Below are 18,769 nucleotides of genomic sequence, written 5' to 3'. Positions count from 1 at the left end.
GCCGCCTGGGCGGCTCAAGAGTTCACGACGCTGAGCTCCTCATCGTCCTCGATCATGCCGGCGATCGATGCGACTTCCAGCTTGTTGCAGAGATGTTCCCGCAGGATCTGACCGAGACGCTTGCCATCACGGGCCTTGAGTGCCGATATCATGTTCTCGTGATCCTGCACGGCTTGTCGCCAGAAGCTGTCGGTCATCTTTTTCGAGTAGCGAACGCGCTTCACCCGCTGGCTCAGGTTGCTGTACATCTCCTGCAGGACCTCGTTGCCCGAGGCGGCCAGAATGCTCTCGTGAATCTGCTGGTTGATCCTGAAGTACGGCATGAGGTTGCGCTCTTGATAGTGCCGAAGCATCTCTTCGTGAAGTCGGCAGATAGCCTCGATTTCCTCATCACTGATATTCTGGCAAGCCAGCTCCCCTGACAGCCCTTCCAGGGCTGCCATCAAGTCATACGTATCCTTGACCATCTTCACCGTCAGGCGCATGACTCTGGCCCCGCGATTGGTCAGCAATTCCACCAATCCTTCGGAGGCAAGAACTTTCAATGCTTCGCGCAGCGGTGTGCGGGAGACACCGAAACGCTCACAGAGCGCTTTTTCCGATATGCGCTCTCCCGGGGCCAACTCGCCTTGCTCGATGAGCTCGCGTACACGGTCAGCCACTTCAAGGTACAGGCTACGATTCTGGATTTTACTCATGGGAAGGGTCCTGTCAGGCGTTGGCTCCATGTTCAGCCGTGTAACACACTGATCATATCAAATACGGTTTGCTCGCTCAGAATACTGGGACATTGACACTCTAAAGCAAAAAATATTATGAATTCAATATTCATTTCGTCAACGATCGGCCGAGTCTCAAGCGCTATCGTTGATGTTGGTTTCGGTGCTCACAAGTAAGGAAGACATCCATGGCGGGCAAGGGGTATCGCAGTCACGTATTGCTAAGTCGTATGCAAGCAAGGCAGATCATTGACGGAGCATTTGTCAAAGCGCGCGCAATGCGCATGGAGCCTTTGACTGTCGTCGTGCTTGATGGCGGCGGCAATGTGGTGGCGGCGGAACGCGAAGATGGGTGTGCCCCACTGCGTTATGCCGTCGCCAAGGGCAAGGCGTTCGCGGCTATCGGTAATGGTGCCTCCAGTGGCGTGGTCGGGCAGCGCAATGCGGAACGACCGGCGTTTCTGGCCAGTGTGGCGGCTGCCTCGGAAGGGCAGTTCATTCCTGTACCGGGCGGCGTGCTCATTCTTGATGATCAGCAATGCGTCATTGGTGCCGTCGGTGCCAGTGGTGCCTCATCGGGCGAAGATGAGGCGGCAGCGGTGGCCGGGATTGAGGCAGCGGGGCTGGCTTATGGTATAGAACCCGATTGATGCATTCCATGCCCATGACGTGAACCACATGATGTTTAGCAGGTGCGCTATTGCGTTAGTGCCAACTGACTGATTCGGCTTGTAAATCGTAGGTATTCGTCAGGTGGTCGACCAAAGTTTAATATCTAATAATGAATTTTGAATTCAAATTTAACTCGTGACGGTCGGACTCACCAAGCTGCCAGAGAGACCTGGGGCGAGTCGTGCCGTTGTGCGGCCCGTTGGTCGCCTGTGGGCCCGGAGACTGACAAAAGAGGACTTCATGCCCGGGCAGAATGCATACAACAACAAGCCAGCACTGGAGCACTCAATGAAAATCACCAAGACAGCATTTGCGAGCACCTTCCTGGCCGTGAGCCTGACGCCAGCGCTCGGCATGGCTCAGACCGAGCTACAGTTCGGCCACGTCGGCAATCCAGGGTCGTTGTTCGATGTGTCGGCCACCGAGTTCGCCGAGCGAGCCAATGAGCGGTTGGGCGATGACTACGAGGTAGAAGTCTATGGGTCGAGCCAACTCGGCGGTGACGAGTCCATGATGCAGAAACTCAAGCTTGGTCAGGTCACCTTCTCCTTGCCTTCCACCGTGATGTCGTCGGTGGTCGATGAATTCGGCCTGTTCGAAATGCCGTACCTGATCAAGGATCGGGAGCACATGAAGCGCGTCATCGATGAGGTGCTCGAACCCGATCTCTATCCGCTGGTCGAGGAGGAGGGGTACAAGATTCTCGCAGTGTGGGAGAACGGTTTCCGCCAGATCACCAACAATGAGCGGCCCATCAACACGCCGGAGGATCTGGATGGTCTGAAACTACGTACCCCAAAGGGGACCTGGCGGGTGCGCATGTTCGAGGAATACGGTGCCAACCCCTCGCCCATGGCGCTCTCGGAAGTCTTCACGGCGTTACAGACCGGTACCATGGATGGTCAGGAAAACCCCTTGGTACAAATCTACTCGCAGAAGTTCCAGGAAGTGCAGGACTACCTCTCCATGACCAACCACGTCTATACCCCTGCCTATGTGGTGGTCGGCAAGGATCACTGGGAGAGCCTCCCCGAAGACGTTCGTGACGTGTTGGAGGAAACGGCTCAAGAGGTTCAGGATTTCGTCTACGAAACGGCTGCCAAGCAGGATGAAGAACTGCTCGGCGAAATGGAGGCGGCCGGCATGGAGATCAACGAGGCTGATCAGCAAGCCTTCATCGATGCCAGTGATCCGATCTACAAGCGCTTCGACGAGGAAGTGGAAGGCGGCGGCGACCTGATCGACCGCGTGCTGGAGCTCGGTGAGGAAGAATGAGCCTATCTGAGTGAATCCACGGACCGCTCCGCTCGGGGCGGTCCATCCTCTGCTCGACGGAGTGGCTTTCATGTTTCTTGAGAAACTGCGATCCGGCTTCGAGTGGTTGCTCGAGGTCATCACCATGTTGCTGGTGGTTTCCCTGGCGGTGATCGTGTTGCTTGGTGTCACCTTTCGTTTTGCCGGTAATTCTCTCGGCTGGTACGACGAGGTTGCGGCCGTCATGCTGGCATGGGTCACCTACTACGGTGCCGCCCTTGCTGCCCTCAAACGCGCCCATATCAGTGTCCCCGGTCTCGTTTACTCGCAACCGCCTGTCGTGCGGGTGGTGCTCGTGGCGATCGGCGAGGCCGTAATACTTACCTTTTTTGTGCTGCTCGCCGTCTACGGGGTTCATGTCATCCAGGTCCTGGGGGGGTCGACACTGGTCAGTGTCCCGATTCCGATTGCCATCACTCAGTCGACCATTCCCATCGGGGCGGCACTGTATGTCATTGCCGAGTTGATCAATCTGCCTGCCATTCTACGTGAGGCCTGGCAGGGTCGGCGCCCGCCCAGTGAACAGGACATTGTGGAGGAGTTACGATGACGACCGCACTTATCCTCCTCTCCGGGCTGGCGATGATCTTCATCAACATTCCCATCGCTGTGGCATTGGGTAGTGTTTCACTGATTGCCATGCTGGTGCTACAGGGGCCGAACAGCCTGCTCAGTTTCCCCATCGTGATGTTCGATGGGTCCACCAAGTTTCCCTTGATCGCGATCCCGTTGTTCATTCTCGCCGGGGCGATCATGAATACCGGCGGCATTTCCCGGCGGCTGATCGACTTCGCTTCGGCATTGCTCGGTTTCATCCGCGGCGGGTTGGCGATGGTCAATATCGGCACATCGCTGTTCTTCGCCGAGATATCGGGATCGGCAGTGGCGGATGTCGCTGCGCTCGGTTCCATCCTGATGCCGGCGATGAAGAAAAAGGGCTATCCGGCGTCGTTTACTGCTGCGATCACGTCCTCGTCGGCATCGCTTGCGATCATCATTCCGCCCTCCATCCCGATGATTCTCTATGCCGCCATGGCCGATACCTCCGTGGTTCAGCTGTTTGTCGCTGGTATCGTGCCCGGTCTGGTCGGGGGACTGCTGATGATGGCGCTCGCCTGGTATTTCGCCGTCCGCTACAAATATCCGGTGGAGGAAACCTTCCAGTTGTGCCGGGTGTGGAAGACGTTCAAGGCAGCCGGCCTCGCCTTCGTGTTGCCGTTGATCATCCTCGGGGGGATTTTCGGTGGTTTCATGACGGCGACCGAAGGCGCCGCACTGGCCGTCGTCGCGGCGCTGGTGATCAGCTTCCGCTACGGTGAGTTGCAGTGGGCCAAGCTGCGTGCCGCCATGGTCGAGGGCGGTGTGCAGACTGCCGTCGTCATGCTGCTGGTAGCGAGCTCGGCGCTGCTGGGTGACTTCCTTACCCGTGCCCAGTTGCCGCAGACGCTAGCCGCTGTGATCAGCGATTTCACCAATAACAAGTATGCGGTGCTGGCGCTGCTCAACATCTTCCTGCTGTTGATCGGCATGATCCTGCACTCCGCGGCGGCCATCATCCTGACCGTACCCATCGTCATGCCGCTGGTAATGATGGTCGGTATCGATCCGGTGCATTTCGGGATGATCGTCACCCTCAACCTGGCCATCGGCCAGCAGACGCCGCCGGTGGCGAGTGTATTGATGACGGCCTGTTCGGTGGCCAAGGCGGACATCTGGGATGTGGCCAAGGCCAACGTGCCGTTCATGATCCTGTTGTTCGTACTGCTGTTGCTGGTCACTTATGTGCCGGTAATCCCCATGGGGCTGGTGGAACTGTTCTACCGGTGATCCGATGACCACGAAAGGAGATCCCGGATGTCTGACGAGGCCTTGATCATTCGGCGAGAGGGTAACCTCGCCTGGATCGGGTTCAACCGACCCGAGAGCCGCAACGCCATGACCTGGGAAATGTACGATGCCCTGGAGGACTGCTGCGACACCTTGGCCGAGGATGACGACGTCGTGGCGGTGGTGCTGCATGGCGTCGGAGGTGAGGCCTTCGTGGCCGGCACCGATATCACCCAGTTCAAGGACTTCGATACGCCCGAGGATGCCATCGGTTACGAGCGACGTATCGATCGGGTTGTCGGCAAGCTGGAGGTTTTCCCCAAGCCCACCATCGCGATGATAGAGGGCGCCTGTGTGGGAGGCGGGGCAGCACTGGCATTGGTCTGTGACTTCCGCTACTGCACGCCGACGATGAAGTTCGGCGTGCCCATTGCCAAGACGCTGGGCAATACCTTGTCGATGACCAACGTCTCACGGCTGGTCGACATGATCGGCGTGGCTCGCACCAAGGAGGCGCTGATGATGGCCAAGCTGTTCAATGCCGAGGAGGCATACCGGATAGGCCTGGTCAACGAGGTGTTCGAGGCTGACGCCATCGTCGATGAGGTGGCCGGTATCGCTGCCACCTTCGGTCGACGCGCCCCGCTGACCGTCCAGGCCAGCAAGGCGCTGGTAGGGCGTGTATTGGCCGAGCGCCGTGCCGACCCCGAAGCGGGTGATGACTGGGTCACTACCTGCTACATGAGTCGCGATTTCAAGGCAGCCGTTAACAAGTTCGTCAACAAGACGCCCTTCGAATGGACGGGCGAATAGCATGAAGGACGACAAGAGAGAGGGTACGCTGATGCTGCCACTGCAGAACCTTAAAATTCTTGATATCTCGCAGATCATGGCCGGCCCTTACTGCACCATGGTATTGGCCGACATGGGGGCGGAAGTGATCAAGGTCGAAAAGCTCAACGGCGGTGATGACAGCCGGCAGATGGGCCCCTATGTCAATGATGAATCGACCTGCTTTTCACAGATCAACCGCAACAAGAAGAGTATCTCGCTCAACCTCAAGGACGAGCGGGCCCGGGAGATATTCTATCGCCTGGCCAAGGATGCCGATGTCATCGTCGAGAACTACCGCACCGGTGTCACTCAGTCACTGAAGATCGATTATGACACCATCAAGGAGATCAATCCCGGCATCATTTATTGTTCGATCTCCGGCTATGGTCAGACCGGCCCTTACAAGCACAAGGGCGGGTTCGATCTGGTAGCCCAGGGCATGAGCGGCCTGATGTCGATGACCGGCGAACCGGGGCGGCGGCCGCTCAAGACGGGAATCGCCGTCTATGACATCGGGGCGGGGATCACGGCGGTGTATTCGATCCTGGCCGCCTATATTCACAAGATGAATACCGGCGAGGGACAACACGTCGATATTGCCATCACCGAGTGTGGTCTGCCGTGGTTCACCTGGGAAGCTGCCGCTTATTTCGCCGAGGGCAAACTGCCCGAACCGACCGGTTGGCGCCATCGGGTATCGGCACCCTATCAGGCCATCAAGGCGAGAGATGGTTACCTGATGCTGGGGTGTGCCAACCAGCGCACCTGGGAGCGGTTCTGTCAGGATGTACTCGGGCGTCCCGAGCTGATGGAAGACCCCCGCTTCCTGACGAATCATGATCGGGGGCAGCACGTTGAAGCGCTGGAAACGCTGCTGGAGGACATCATGGTCGAGTGCGACGTGGATGTCTGGCTCGACCGTTGTGACAAGGCTGGGGTGCCCGCTGGGCCGATCAATGACTTCGCCCAGGCCATGGAGGACGAGCACTACCTGGCTCGGGACATGGTGAAGGAGGTTGAACACCCGACCATCGGCACGATGAAAACCATTGGCTTTCCCAGCAAGTTGTCGCGTACCCCGTCCCGGATCCGTCGTCCGGCCCCCCTCTTTGGCCAGCATACCGATGAGATCCTGTCAGGGCTGGGAATATCCGAGCGCGAACTCACATCGTTGCGTGACGAGGGCTGCATCAAATAGGTAGGGCGTTTTTTGTGTTGCTGGTTGAATTCATTATCCAAAATACAATTCCGGAGTGATCACCATGTTGAAGCTCGACTTCCACCCATCCGGCCGACACTTCTTGCAGATACCGGGGCCGTCGCCGGTACCGGATCGCATTCTCCGCGCCATGAGTCTGCCGACGATCGACCACCGTGGCCCGGAGTTCGGTGCGCTGGGTCTCGAGATACTCGCCAAGATCAAAAAGGTCTTCAAGACCGAAAATCCGGTGGTCATCTATCCGGCCTCAGGGACCGGGGCATGGGAGGCGGCACTCGCCAATACCCTCTCGCCCGGTGACAAGGTGTTGATGTTCGAAACCGGCCACTTCGCTACCTTATGGCACAAGATGGCCCTTCGCCTCGGCGTCGAGCCTGAATTCATCGGCCTGCCGGGCTATGAAGGGTGGCGTCATGGCGTGCAGGCCGACATGATCGAAGCCCGGCTCGAGGAGGATCGAGATCATGAGATCCAGGCCGTGTGCGTTGTGCACAACGAGACCTCCACCGGGGTAACCAGCGACATTGCCGCAGTACGGCGGGCCATCGATGCTGCCGGGCATCCGGCACTGCTGTTGGTGGATACCATTTCCGGGTTGGCGAGTGCCGACTATCACCATGACGAGTGGGGCGTCGACGTGACGATCTCCGGGTCGCAGAAAGGCCTGATGCTGCCGCCGGGGATGAGCTTCAACGCGGTATCCGACAAGGCGATCGCGGCGAGTCGCACCGCCTCCTTGCCCAAGAGCTTCTGGGCCTGGGACGAGATCCTCGAGGCCAACAAGAACGGCTACTGGCCCTACACCCCCAATACCAATCTCCTTTATGGCCTCAACGAGTCACTGGATATGCTGTTCGATGAGGGGCTCGAGCATGTGCTGGCGCGTCATCAGCGCTGGGCGGCCGGTGTACGCCAGGCAGTGCATGCCTGGGGGCTCGATATCCAGTGCCAGGATCCGGCGGTGTATTCGCCGGTGCTCACCGGGGTCGTCATGCCGGAGAACATCGATGCTGACGATGTCCGCAAGATCATCTACGAGCGGTTCGACCTGTCGCTCGGCACGGGGCTCGGCAAGGCGAAAGGCAAGATGTTCCGCATCGGGCATCTGGGTGACTGCAATGACCTGACATTGGTTGCCACGCTGGGCGGTTGCGAAGCCGGCATGAAGTTGGCGGGGGTACCGCTCAAGGGAAGTGGAGTCGTCGCGGCCATGGATTATTTTGCGGAGCATCCGTTGCCGAGTGTCAAGTGAACGGCGGTATCGGGCCATTGTAGAGGAGGGAGCATGACGTCCCTGACAGAGAAAACGCCAGTACGACACGGCCAGACCGCACCGATGACGGAGTTCGCCGCCCGTTTGAATCATGAGCTCGAGGGTGAAGTTCGTTTCGACCCGGCCTCGCGAGGCCGATACTCGACGGATGCTTCCATTTATCAGGTGATGCCGGTCGGTGTGGTCATCCCTCGGCACCAGGAGGATCTTGGGCTTGCCATGGATATTGCCCGCGATGCCGGGGTGCCGATATTGCCACGCGGTGCCGGGACCAGTCAGTGCGGGCAGACAGTCGGGGAAGCCCTGGTCATCGATACGACGCGCCATCTCAACGGCATCATCGAGTTCGATCCCGAGGCGCGTACCGTGGTGGTCGAGCCCGGTGTCGTCCTCGATCACCTCAATGCCTGGCTCAAGCCCTATGGGCTCTGGTACCCCGTGGATGTGTCGACCAGTGCGCAGTGCACCATTGGCGGGATGGCCGGCAACAACTCCTGCGGTTCACGTTCGATACGCTACGGCAACATGGTACATAACGTGCTCGGGCTGGATGCCATTCTGGCGGATGGCCACGAGGGGCACTTCGGTTTTGTCGATGAATTGCCCACCTCGGGACGGATGCGGGAAGTGGCCGATCGGGTCCGGGAGATCACTGGACGGGTCGATTCGGAAATCCGTGATCATTTCCCCAAGGTGCTGCGACGGGTCGGGGGCTACAATCTCGACCTCTTCAATTGCCAGAATCCCAAGCCGTACGACCCTGATGGGCGTACCAATCTGGCTCACCTGCTGGTCGGTTCTGAAGGGACTCTGGCGGTGACGCGGCGGATTACGCTTCGTCTTTCTCCGTTGCCTGAACATAAGGTGCTGGGCGTGGTGAATTTTCCCACCTTCTACCAGGCGATGGATCTGACCCAGCATATCGTGTCGCTCGATCCTGCGGCGGTTGAACTGGTCGACCGCACCATGATCGATCTGTCGCTGGAGAACCCCTCTTTCCGCCCGGTCATCGAGAAGGCGCTGATCGGCCAACCCCAGGCAGTGCTGCTGGTGGAGTTCGCCGGTGACGACCATGAGGACCAGCTGTCGTCCCTCAAGCGGCTCAATGAACTGATGGGGGATCTCGGCCTGCCCGGTAGCGTCGTCGACATGCCGGACGCCGCCGAGCAGAAGGCACTGTGGAACGTGCGCAAGGCGGGGCTCAATATCATGATGAGCATGAAGGGGGACGGCAAGCCGGTCTCCTTCATCGAGGACTGCGCCGTGCCCCTCGAGCATCTGGCCGAGTACACCGACAAGTTGACCGAAGTATTCCATCGCTATGGCACGGAGGGCACATGGTATGCCCATGCCAGCGTGGGTACCTTGCACGTGCGTCCTATCCTCGATATGCAGCGTGATGGCGCCGAAAAGATGCGCGAGATCGCGGAAGCGGCTTCCGCGTTGGTGCGAGAGTACAAGGGGGCCTACTCCGGCGAGCATGGTGACGGCCTCTCTCGCGGTGAGTGGGTGGCCTGGCAGTTCGGCGGCACCCTCAATGATGCCTTCAGGGAGGTCAAGCGGCTCTTCGATCCCGAAAACCTGCTCAACCCCGGCAAGATCGTCGACACCCCGAAGATGGATGACGATCGCAACTTCCGCTTCCCCAGGGACTACCAGCGGATTCCGGTGACACCCGTATTCGACTGGTCGGCGTGGAATGTACAACGCGACCCGTTGACGGGCGAACAGAGCGTTCCCGGAACGGGCGGCGACGTGACCCATGGCCTGGCCATGGCCGTGGAGATGTGCAACAACAACGGTCATTGCCGCAAGTTCGACGCCGGCACCATGTGTCCGAGTTATCGCATTACTCGCGACGAGCAGCATCTGACACGGGGACGTGCCAACACATTGCGCCTGGTGCTTTCCGGTCAGATGGGCGAAGCGGGACTGGCCAGTGATGACGTCAAGGAGGCGCTCGACCTGTGTGTCTCATGCAAGGGCTGCAAGCGCGACTGTCCAACCGGCGTCGACATGGCCAAGTTCAAGATCGAAGCGCGCACGGCGCGAGCCAAGGCCAGGGGGTTGTCGCTGCGAGACCGGATGATCGGCGAGATGCCGCGTTACGCTCCCTGGGCACATCGGCTCTCCGGACTGATGGACATGGTGGAACGGATGCCGGTCTTGTCCCGCCAGGTCAAGAAAACCCTGGGATTTGCACCACAACGTGCGTTGCCGGCATTCAAAGGCAATTTCCTCGCCGAGCGTCACGGTGCCCGGGCCATGGCGTCGAAAGAGGTGGTGTTGTTCGTCGATACCTTCAACAATTACCTGGAGCGGGATAACGCCAAGGCCGCCAAGCGCGTGCTGGAGGCGGCCGGGTATCAGGTCCATCTCAATGTCATAGCGGAACAGCGGCCACTGTGCTGCGGTCGCACCTACCTGTCATCCGGCCAGTTCGACAAGGCCCGGGCGGAGGCGCGTCGCACCCTGGACCATCTGATGCCCTTCGTCGAGCGTGGTGTCGATATCGTGGGCCTGGAACCCTCCTGTCTGTTGAGCTTGCGGGATGAATTCCTCCAATATGGATTCGGAGACGAGGCTCAGACTCTCTCCGAATCGGCCTTCCTGTTCGAGGAGTTCTTGGTCAAGGCCCATGCAGAGGGTGAATTGTATCTACCGTTGCAACCGGTGGATTACACACGTGCCATGCTGCATGGTCATTGCCATCAGAAGGCCTTCGATGCCGTACGACCGGTCGAACAGGTGCTGCGCTGGATACCCGGGCTGGACGTTGAGCTCATCGAGTCATCCTGCTGTGGCATGGCCGGTAGCTTCGGCTACGAGACCGAGCACTACGAGGCCTCGATGAAAATGGCCGAGCTCGCGTTGTTGCCGGCCATCCGCGGCGCGGACGAACATGCAGTGCTGGTAGCGGATGGCACGAGCTGTCGCCATCAAATCCACGATGGTAGCGGTCGCCACGCCGTGCACGTCGCCTGCCTTCTGGAACAGGCCTTGATGTAACGCCTATGTGAGACACTGCGATGATTGACCTGCGAAGCGATACCGTGACGCGTCCAACTGCTGAGATGCGCGAGGCCATGGCCAACGCCGAGGTGGGAGATGACGTCTGGGGTGACGATCCGACCGTTGCCGCCTTCGAGGCAGAAGTGGCCGATAGGGTGGGTAAGTCGGCCGGGCTTTTCCTGCCTTCGGGAACGCAGAGCAATCTGGTGGCCTTGATGACACATTGCCACAGAGGCGAAGAGTTCATTGCCGGCCGGTTCTCGCATATTTTCCGGGATGAAGGTGGCGGTGCAGCTGCTCTGGGAGGCATCGTGGCCCAGCCAGTGGATCATGAGCCGGATGGTACCCTGGCTTTGGCAACGTTGACGGACAGTATCAAGGGAGATGACATCCATCACGCCCGCACCCGACTATTGGCATTGGAGAATACGTTTCGCGGCAGAGTGATTCCGCTGGCCTACCAGAAAAGCGCAACGACCCTGGCACATGACCATGGTCTATCGACTCACCTCGACGGGGCGCGATTGTTCAATGCCGCAGTGGCGACAGGAAGCTCGATCGAAGCACTTGGCCAGGGGTTCGATTCCGTCTCGCTGTGCTTCTCCAAGGGCCTCGGGGCGCCGGCCGGATCGGTGCTGGTGGGTGAGGAAGGCTTCATTGCACGAGCGCGTCGCTGGCGCAAGACCCTGGGCGGCGGCATGCGACAGGTCGGTATCCTGGCAGCGGGTTGCCAGCACGCGCTGAGCCATCATGTCGATCGACTGGCAGTGGATCATGCCCATGCTCAACGGCTGGCAGAGGGGTTGGCCGAGATCGATGAGATCGAGGTGCAGGGCTGTTACACCAACATGGTGTTCCTGGCGCTGCCCGCGTCTCATTGTCCTGTCCTGAGTGAGGCGCTGGAGTCTCGGGGCATCCTGATGAAGGCAGCTCCACGTACCCGGCTGGTAACTCACCTCGATGTCACGGGCGATGACATTCGATACGTGGTTCAGGCGATGAAGGAGTACTTTCGGCAGCCGGTTCACTAAGTGCATCGGCCCGCCACCGTTTTGCACGGGGCCTGCCTTGGGTATCCTGTTGTCAGGTCAGTTCATGTCGTCCAGCGAAAGGAGTCGTATCGATGCGTTTCACGCCCCGGCACGTTGCCAACACATACTGCATTATCGTCATTGTTGCTTTACTGCTGTTGGCTGGTTGTCAGACACAGTCATCATTGCCACCGACGGAGGATCAGGCGGCAATCGATCGGATGCTGCACCTGATCGATGAACGGCTCGAGGTTGCCCCACTGGTGGCAAGGTCGAAGTGGAATTCCGGTGCGGCTATCGAGGCTCCCGAGCGTGAGGCCCAGATCCTCGATCAGGTCGCCAGCCGTGCTGCCGACGCAGGTGTCGACGAAGATTTCGCTCGACATTTCTTTCAGGCGCAGTTCGAGGCCAGCAAACAGGTTCAGCGTCAGCTACATGAACGTTGGGAAGACGAAGGGCGTGAGCCATTCGATAATCCCCCGGACCTGGCTGAAGAGGTTCGCCCGACACTGGATCGGCTGACCCCGGCGCTCATCGACGCATTGAATGAGATGGAGCGCCTCGCCGATGTCGAGGGAGCGAGTGGCTACCTCGAGGCACGCGCGACCGAGTTCACGCGCGACGAGGTCTATGGCGAACCACGTGAAACGGCTCTGCAGCCGCTGTTGGATCGGTTGTAATCATTTCTCGACGACCGGGGTCCGGATGGGCCTCGGCCGTGCAACATCCTGCTTCCATCATCGCGACGACGGCTGTTCCAGCGTGTTGGAGATCCCCGCTTGCGGTGTGCGTTCATCTACCTCGATATCACGCCGAAGGGGCGTAACGAGACGCGAATCATGGACTGGGTCAGGCGCCATGATGAGTATGGGAACTCGAAATCAGAAGAGCTGGCTTGACGGCCAGAGCGTGACCTCAACTGAGGAATGGAGGGAAGGCCGACATTGGCACTGGCTATATGAGCGATAGCGTATATTTTACTTTACCTGAAGTTAGCTTGAGGTATTAGCCTGCAGGACAACAATCACCTTCCGGCGATCGGTTCGTCAAGCGCGGCAGGGTATCGCCCAACACAGGAGTGTTCGTCATGCAGGCTGCAACTGTCTCTCACTCATCCCATGAATCGACCCGATGGGAAGCGTCGCCATTCGATCTCGAGGCCTATCTGGAGCGTATCGGCTACCGGGGCGCACTGACGCCGTCCCGGGAGACGCTGCGCGCTTTGCAGCGGGCGCATCTCGCGGCGGTGCCCTTCGAGAACCTGGATATAGTCACTGGCGGCGAGATTCGTCTCGACTTGGCGAATCTGGAGGACAAGCTGGTGCGTCGGCGGCGTGGTGGTTACTGCCACGAGCAGAACCTCCTGTTCGCCACGGTACTGGATCGGCTCGGCTTCCAGGTGATGGGTCGGGGTGCGCGGATGCTGGTGGGCGAGCCGGCGCACCAAATCACTGCGGTGGCGCATACCCTACTGGTGGTCAGGGTAGCGGGCCGTGACTGGCTGGTCGATGTCGGGGTCGGTTATGTCGGGCCGCGCGAGCCGGTGCCGATCGAGGCGGGCGTCGAGGTGCGCCACGGCCGCTGGGAGTACCGCCTGGAGCGCTCCCCGATAGGACTCTGGCTGCTTCGCCATCGGCGCCACGATGGCTGGTTCAATATCTACCAGTTCGGCGACGCGCCCTATTACCGTGCCGATGCCGAGAACCACAACTACCATGTTTCCCATCACCCGGACTCGCCCTTTGTGCGACGCATCGTGGCCCAGCACAACGGCGCGACAGAGCGTCTGGGGCTCACCGACCTGGAACTGACGGTGGTGCGCCCCGGGGCGTCGCCGGAGCGGCGCGAGCTTGAGGTTGCCGAGCTGCCCGATGTGCTGCGCGAGAGTTTCGGGCTCACACTCTCGTCCGAGCAGGAGGGCAACCTGTTGCGGCGGGCCGAGACCCTCGCTGAAGTGTCCTCAGGCGAACGACGTGATGTCTGAGGAACGCTGAGTCCCAGCTACGCGCGGCAACGAAGAGGTGATTGGTGCATTCATCTACCTCGATATCACGCCGAAGGGGCGTAACGAGACGCGAATCATGGACTGGGTCAGGCGCCATGATGAGTATGGGAAGACATCGTCGGATAAGAATCCGTGACGGTATTACCACCAATGCTGCGGATAGCGCCGGTGGCGTGCGAGATTGTTGACCAGTATGGCGATGGCAAGCATGAACAGACTGGCGACGGCGACCGGCATCAAGGCGTAATTCCAGCTGAGTGTATGTAGTTCGTTGGAACCGATCACGGCGATGAGTGCTGTGGCTCCGCCGGGTGGGTGGAGTGTGTGCGTCAGTTGCATGATAAAGATGGCGGTCGAGACAGCCACGGCGGCTGCCAGCCAGGTATCGCCGAACCACTGCCAGCTGAATACGCCAACCAGTGCGGAGAGTACGTTACCTCCGAGCACGTTACGAGGTTGGGCCAGCGGACTCTCCGGTGCGGCATACAGCAGTACGGAGGTGGCGCCGAAGGAACCAATCATCAAGAGCGAATGGGAAGTCATGACCTGTTCGCTCAGCCAACCCACGCCGGCAATACCGGTAAATGCACCGAACCAGGACCACAAGGCATCACGCCAGCAGGGGCGCGTCCGCTCGATGGGAGAGCCCCGCATCTTGCTCAGGTAACTACGCACTCTATCTCCTTTTTCTGCACCAAAAGAGCGCGCGATTGTGTCAGATATTGTCGGTGATTTGTATTGCCTCAGGCTATCGAGATGATTAGCGATGGTACGAGCAGCAACTGATCTGGACACTAATATCCCCATGGCTCACTGCATGGTCGAGTCCAGTAGAACCTCCGCCAAGCAACTCACGAACATGTCAGTCGAACGCGATGTGTGATGTTTGCTGGTACACAGGTAGAACTGGCTTTCATAGCCGGGAGCGTCCGGTAACAGTGGTTTCATCAGTCTCTTGTCGACCCAGTAATCGGCGTAGTGTTGGGGCAAGTAACCGACATAGCCGCCGCTGAGGATGAGCAGAGCGTTGCTTTCCATATGCGAAACGGTGGGGCCCTGTTCCGTCACCCGGGGATTGTCGGCCGAGGGCAAGGAGGCGTAGCTCTTGTCGGTCAGGGTGGTGTGCTTCAATGCTTCCAGAATGCGGTCCATATCGGTTTCCAGGAACAACGGATGGTCTCGGCCGCAATAGAGCTGTTGGCGTTCGGTGAACACCGGCACGGTATCGATGGAGTCATGTGTCGGCTCGACCGGGGTGAGGATGCAGTGATACCGCCCATCGATGAGCCCCTGCAGGAGTTCCTCGGGTGACGAAATATCGACATGGAGATGGACGTCCGGTGCCTGTTCCGTAAAACGCCGGAATCCTAACGGCAGGGAGGCGGTAGTGTTGGTGGCCAAGGCATCGACGACACCGAAATGCAGGTCGCCGCTCAGGTTGCCACGTAATTCGGCGACCACATCGCGAAAGTCCGTAATGGAACCGAACAGGGGGTTGAGGCTTTCATGAATCTGCTCGCCTTCCCGTGTCAGGGAGAAACCTTTCCTTCCCCGTTCGCATAACGAAAACCCCAGGCGCTCCTCGAGCTGCTTGAGTTGAATACTGATGGTGGAAAGGGACAAACCCAGTACCTGCTGGGCAGGGGCTAGCCCTTGTGCCTGAACGACTGCATGAAAGACACGCAACAACTTCAGGTCGAAGTCGGTGAGATTCGGGACATTCGAGTGCCTGGCTGTCATGAGATGGTCTACGGGTAGTGGCTAGCCCGGCTAGAAGAGCACAGCGACTTTCCGAGAGTCAAGGTACGGCTATGCGGTGCGTCGGGTAGCGCACCAAAAGCGTGCTTTGGCAGCTGGTATCGCACTGTTTTTGTTCAAATTATTTGCTTTGATACGAATCAAAGCTTGGTTTGATAGTCGATAATGGTTCCTCCACTTCTGCTTGGCTATGATCGAAATATCAAAAAACGACAATGAAAGATCAATAATCAGTAAAAGACCCGATATAAATTCGAGGATAACAAGATGATAAGATCGAAAAAGGCAAAGTATTTTCTGTATACAGGTCTGGTATCCGCTATATCATTTCCTGGTATTTCTCATGCGCAAAGCAACGATACGGTCAATATTGGCTTGAACGTATCCTGGCCGGGATTTTCCTTTCTGGAAGTCGCCAGACAAAAGGGTCTGGCCGATGATTATGATTTGAACCTGACGATTTTCGAGGATCCCCTCGGTGGCCATTCGGCACTCGCTTCCGGGGAAATCGATGTCTATCTAAGTACGGCGGAATATACACCTTTTGCGATTTCCCGAGGGTTGGATACGGTTCTGGTATCGCATCTCAATATTTCCTACGGTGTCGACAAGATTCTCGCTGCCGAGCCCATGAACAGTGACGAACTGAAAGGGATGAAGGTGGGTGCCCCCCAGGCCTACATCGGTGAGATTCTGATGGGGATGTGGCTCGACCGCGAAGGGCTGGCACCGGATGATGTCGAATGGGTCAACCTCAATGCCGATGAAGCCGTTGGCCCTGTCATGTCGGGTGATCTGGCTGCTTCATACATGTATGAACCATGGGTTACCCGTGTTCTCGACAATCTGGATACGGCTGAAATCGTGGCTGATACGGGCGAGTCTTATTACCTCGATACGGGCATTTTCATGGATGCCATGTACATGAATAAATCGTTCATCAGCGAGGACCGTCAGGCTGCACTGGACATGATAAAAGCACGGTTCGATGCCCTCCAGTACTGGAACGAGAATACGGAAGAGGTCAATCAGATTTTTGCCGATTACCTGGGGTGGTCGGTGGAAGATATTGAATCCATTATGGGGACCAATGGTAAATACCTGGACGACGGTCTCTATATGCTGGATTTCAATGAAGCCGCTCAGATTTGTGGTGCCCTGGACGGTGATCCTCCCCACGGCATCGACAACGGCGCCATCATCGACAGTGTCGAGCTGACCAACGAATGGTGGGTGAAACTCGGACTCATGGAAGAAATGCATGATCCTGAAGCAGGCGTCGACTGCAGTCTTGTCCAGGAGTTGGCCGACAATGACTACCGCCAAAGCATGTCTGCCCATGAATAAACCAGGGAGCCGGGTATCGATACGTATCGATACCCACCTTGATTTCTGCACCATGACATGAGGGAGTTGCTCATGGCGGTTGGACGCGATGATCATGCGTTTCGGCAACGCTGGTTCGAGTTTCTGGCTCCCATTTCCAGGAAGTGGCGGATCATTCTCGGGACCTCGATCTGGATACTGTTCTTCGGTCTCTGGGAATTGGCCGTGCTCAGTGGTTGGGTCAACACCTTGCTGGTGCCCTCGCCTCTGCAAGTCATCAACACGTTGTATGAGTTGTTCGCCGAGCGTGGATTCTTGATGGATGTCGGTATCAGCGTGGCGCGGATTCTGGGAAGTTTCGTGGTCGCCTGTGCGATCGCGATTCCCCTGGGCGTACTCATGGGCTCCTTCAAGGCCGTCGAGTCATTCGTCAACCCCTTCGTGTCGGCCTGGCGCTATCTTCCGGCACCGGCATTCATCCCCATTCTTCTGATGTGGTTCGGGACCGGGGAATTACCGAAGCTGGCGCTGCTGTTCCTGGGGGTCATCTTCTTTTTGATCACCTTGATCATGGACCATACAAGTCAGGTGCGATCGGAACTCATCGAAACCGCGATGACCCTGGGTGGGCAGCGTTGGCAAATATTGTGGACGGTGGTGGTGCCGGCGGTGCTACCCAGCATCGTTACCTCGATGCGACAGATGCTGGCGATCGCCTGGACCTATCTGGTCATTGCCGAAATCATCGCCTCGACGACCGGCATCGGCGCCATGATGATGCGGGCGAGACGCTTTCTGAATACCGACGAGATCATGGCCGGCATTCTGATCATTGGACTGCTCGGCCTCGCCTTCGATGTGATGTTCCGCTGGTTGCAGCGTGTCCTGTTCCCCTATCTCGATCAAGAGGGCCATGCATGAACCTGTCCCATGCCAAGGGAGAAGCCTCAACGGCCACCGCGGTACGCGCATCCACCGATGAGCCCAAGCTACGGCTGGAGCGTGTCGGCAAATCCTTTCATGTGCCGCGGGGGCCGGATATCGAGGCGATCACCGATGTCAGCTTTTCCACCTATGAAAACGAGGTCTGCGTCCTGTTGGGGCCCTCGGGGTGCGGTAAATCGACGGTGCTGCGCATGGTGGCCGGCCTGGAGCAGCCAACGTCCGGTGAACTGACACTCGATGGTCAGCCGATCGTCGGACCGGCCCAGGAACGCGGCATGGTATTCCAGGCATACACCTCGTTCGACTGGCTGACTGTCCAGCAGAATGTCGAGTACGGCATGCGTCTGAATCATGTCCCCAGGGGGGAGCGGCGTGAACGTGCCGCTCACTTCATCGACCTGGTGGGCTTGTCCCGGTTTGCTGACGCTTATCCCCGCCACTTGTCGGGGGGCATGAAGCAACGGGTGGCAATCGCCCGCACCCTGGCGAATCAGCCGTCGCTGCTGCTGATGGATGAACCCTTCGGAGCCCTGGACGCCCAGACCCGCTGGCAGATGCAGGAGTTGATGCTCAGTATCGCCGAGGCGGCCAATACCACGGTGCTGATGGTCACGCATGACATCGAAGAGGCCATCTTCCTGGCCGACCGGATCGAGTTCATGTCCCGTCATCCGGGAACGGTTCACGAGGAGATCGCGCCCTCGTTCAAGCAGGGGCGACGGTTACGCCAGAAAGAGGAACTGATCGGTTTGAGCGGTTACGACGATCTGGAACGCCATATCCTGCAACTGATGCGGGAGCAGGGCAGCGACAGTACCGACCACTGACATGTGC

18 protein-coding genes and 1 pseudogene are annotated in these 18,769 nt (G+C 58.6%); 16 read left to right on the top strand and 3 right to left on the bottom strand.

All coding sequences use genetic code 11. The features are described from left to right. Nucleotides 1-14 precede the first annotated feature (14 nt). A complete protein-coding gene (locus tag BLW01_RS06500) occupies nt 15-698 on the bottom strand; it encodes a GntR family transcriptional regulator (protein WP_092568699.1) in 684 nt (227 codons plus the stop codon). A gap of 209 nt (nt 699-907) precedes the next feature. Here BLW01_RS06500 and BLW01_RS06495 point away from each other — a divergent pair, with 209 nt between their 5' ends. The 13 genes and pseudogenes from BLW01_RS06495 to BLW01_RS06435 form a co-directional block, all read left to right on the top strand. Further along, complete coding sequence (locus BLW01_RS06495; protein WP_092568698.1) at nt 908-1,369, top strand: GlcG/HbpS family heme-binding protein; 462 nt, start codon at nt 908-910, stop codon at nt 1,367-1,369. Between the two features lie 310 nt (nt 1,370-1,679). Beyond that, complete coding sequence (locus BLW01_RS06490) at nt 1,680-2,666, top strand: TRAP transporter substrate-binding protein (RefSeq protein ID WP_092568697.1); 987 nt, start codon at nt 1,680-1,682, stop codon at nt 2,664-2,666. A gap of 70 nt (nt 2,667-2,736) precedes the next feature. Beyond that, the gene (locus BLW01_RS06485) at nt 2,737-3,255 is read left to right on the top strand and encodes a TRAP transporter small permease (protein WP_217635492.1); all 519 of its coding nucleotides are present in this window, start codon (nt 2,737-2,739) and stop codon (nt 3,253-3,255) included. Then, complete coding sequence (locus BLW01_RS06480) at nt 3,252-4,532, top strand: TRAP transporter large permease (protein WP_092568696.1); 1,281 nt, start codon at nt 3,252-3,254, stop codon at nt 4,530-4,532. Before BLW01_RS06485 ends, BLW01_RS06480 begins: the two co-directional genes overlap by 4 nt. A 27-nt stretch (nt 4,533-4,559) precedes the next feature. Next, nucleotides 4,560-5,345 carry an enoyl-CoA hydratase/isomerase family protein gene (locus tag BLW01_RS06475; protein ID WP_092568695.1) on the top strand — a complete coding sequence of 262 codons (786 nt, stop codon included), beginning with the start codon at nt 4,560-4,562 and terminating at the stop codon, nt 5,343-5,345. Nucleotide 5,346: 1 nt separating this feature from the next. After that, a complete protein-coding gene (locus BLW01_RS06470) occupies nt 5,347-6,564 on the top strand; it encodes a CaiB/BaiF CoA transferase family protein (RefSeq protein ID WP_229806431.1) in 1,218 nt (405 codons plus the stop codon). A 64-nt stretch (nt 6,565-6,628) separates the two neighbouring features. After that, nucleotides 6,629-7,837, top strand: a complete 1,209-nt coding sequence (locus BLW01_RS06465; RefSeq protein WP_092568694.1) for a pyridoxal-phosphate-dependent aminotransferase family protein — start codon at nt 6,629-6,631, stop codon at nt 7,835-7,837. A gap of 33 nt (nt 7,838-7,870) precedes the next feature. Next, the gene (locus BLW01_RS06460; protein WP_092568693.1) at nt 7,871-10,867 is read left to right on the top strand and encodes an FAD-binding and (Fe-S)-binding domain-containing protein; all 2,997 of its coding nucleotides are present in this window, start codon (nt 7,871-7,873) and stop codon (nt 10,865-10,867) included. A 20-nt stretch (nt 10,868-10,887) separates the two neighbouring features. Next, nucleotides 10,888-11,901 carry a low-specificity L-threonine aldolase gene (gene ltaE / locus BLW01_RS06455; RefSeq protein WP_092568692.1) on the top strand — a complete coding sequence of 338 codons (1,014 nt, stop codon included), beginning with the start codon at nt 10,888-10,890 and terminating at the stop codon, nt 11,899-11,901. 92 nt (nt 11,902-11,993) lie between these two features. Further along, complete coding sequence (aroQ, locus tag BLW01_RS06450) at nt 11,994-12,581, top strand: gamma subclass chorismate mutase AroQ (RefSeq protein WP_092568691.1); 588 nt, start codon at nt 11,994-11,996, stop codon at nt 12,579-12,581. 99 nt (nt 12,582-12,680) lie between these two features. Continuing rightward, nucleotides 12,681-12,800: a DUF899 family protein gene (locus BLW01_RS18965; RefSeq protein WP_217635491.1), complete on the top strand. Its 120-nt coding sequence runs from the start codon at nt 12,681-12,683 to the stop codon at nt 12,798-12,800. A 188-nt stretch (nt 12,801-12,988) separates the two neighbouring features. Beyond that, nucleotides 12,989-13,885, top strand: coding sequence for an arylamine N-acetyltransferase family protein (locus tag BLW01_RS06440; protein ID WP_092568689.1), 897 nt, complete (start codon nt 12,989-12,991; stop codon nt 13,883-13,885). Nucleotides 13,886-13,916: 31 nt separating this feature from the next. Beyond that, nucleotides 13,917-14,042: pseudogene (locus tag BLW01_RS06435) on the top strand (DUF899 family protein); the annotation flags it as partial. Between the two features lie 5 nt (nt 14,043-14,047). Here BLW01_RS06435 and BLW01_RS06430 read toward each other — a convergent pair. Both BLW01_RS06430 and BLW01_RS06425 read right to left on the bottom strand, forming a co-directional pair. Continuing rightward, nucleotides 14,048-14,581 carry an HPP family protein gene (locus BLW01_RS06430; RefSeq protein WP_092568687.1) on the bottom strand — a complete coding sequence of 178 codons (534 nt, stop codon included), beginning with the start codon at nt 14,579-14,581 and terminating at the stop codon, nt 14,048-14,050. 135 nt (nt 14,582-14,716) lie between these two features. Continuing rightward, on the bottom strand, nt 14,717-15,646 hold the full coding sequence (locus BLW01_RS06425) for a LysR family transcriptional regulator (protein ID WP_092568686.1): 930 nt from the start codon (nt 15,644-15,646) through the stop codon (nt 14,717-14,719). A gap of 285 nt (nt 15,647-15,931) precedes the next feature. Here BLW01_RS06425 and BLW01_RS06420 point away from each other — a divergent pair, with 285 nt between their 5' ends. From BLW01_RS06420 to BLW01_RS06410, 3 genes are all read left to right on the top strand, one after another. After that, entirely contained in the window at nt 15,932-17,011 is a 1,080-nt protein-coding gene (locus BLW01_RS06420) for an ABC transporter substrate-binding protein (RefSeq protein ID WP_092568685.1), read from the top strand. A gap of 72 nt (nt 17,012-17,083) precedes the next feature. Further along, nucleotides 17,084-17,911, top strand: a complete 828-nt coding sequence (locus tag BLW01_RS06415; protein ID WP_092568684.1) for an ABC transporter permease — start codon at nt 17,084-17,086, stop codon at nt 17,909-17,911. Beyond that, nucleotides 17,908-18,762, top strand: coding sequence for an ABC transporter ATP-binding protein (locus BLW01_RS06410; protein WP_092568683.1), 855 nt, complete (start codon nt 17,908-17,910; stop codon nt 18,760-18,762). Before BLW01_RS06415 ends, BLW01_RS06410 begins: the two co-directional genes overlap by 4 nt. Nucleotides 18,763-18,769 lie beyond the last annotated feature (7 nt).

The organism is Aidingimonas halophila (genome assembly GCF_900106955.1).
Classification (GTDB): domain Bacteria; phylum Pseudomonadota; class Gammaproteobacteria; order Pseudomonadales; family Halomonadaceae; genus Aidingimonas; species Aidingimonas halophila.
This window is presented reverse-complemented; position numbering and strand designations above follow the sequence as displayed.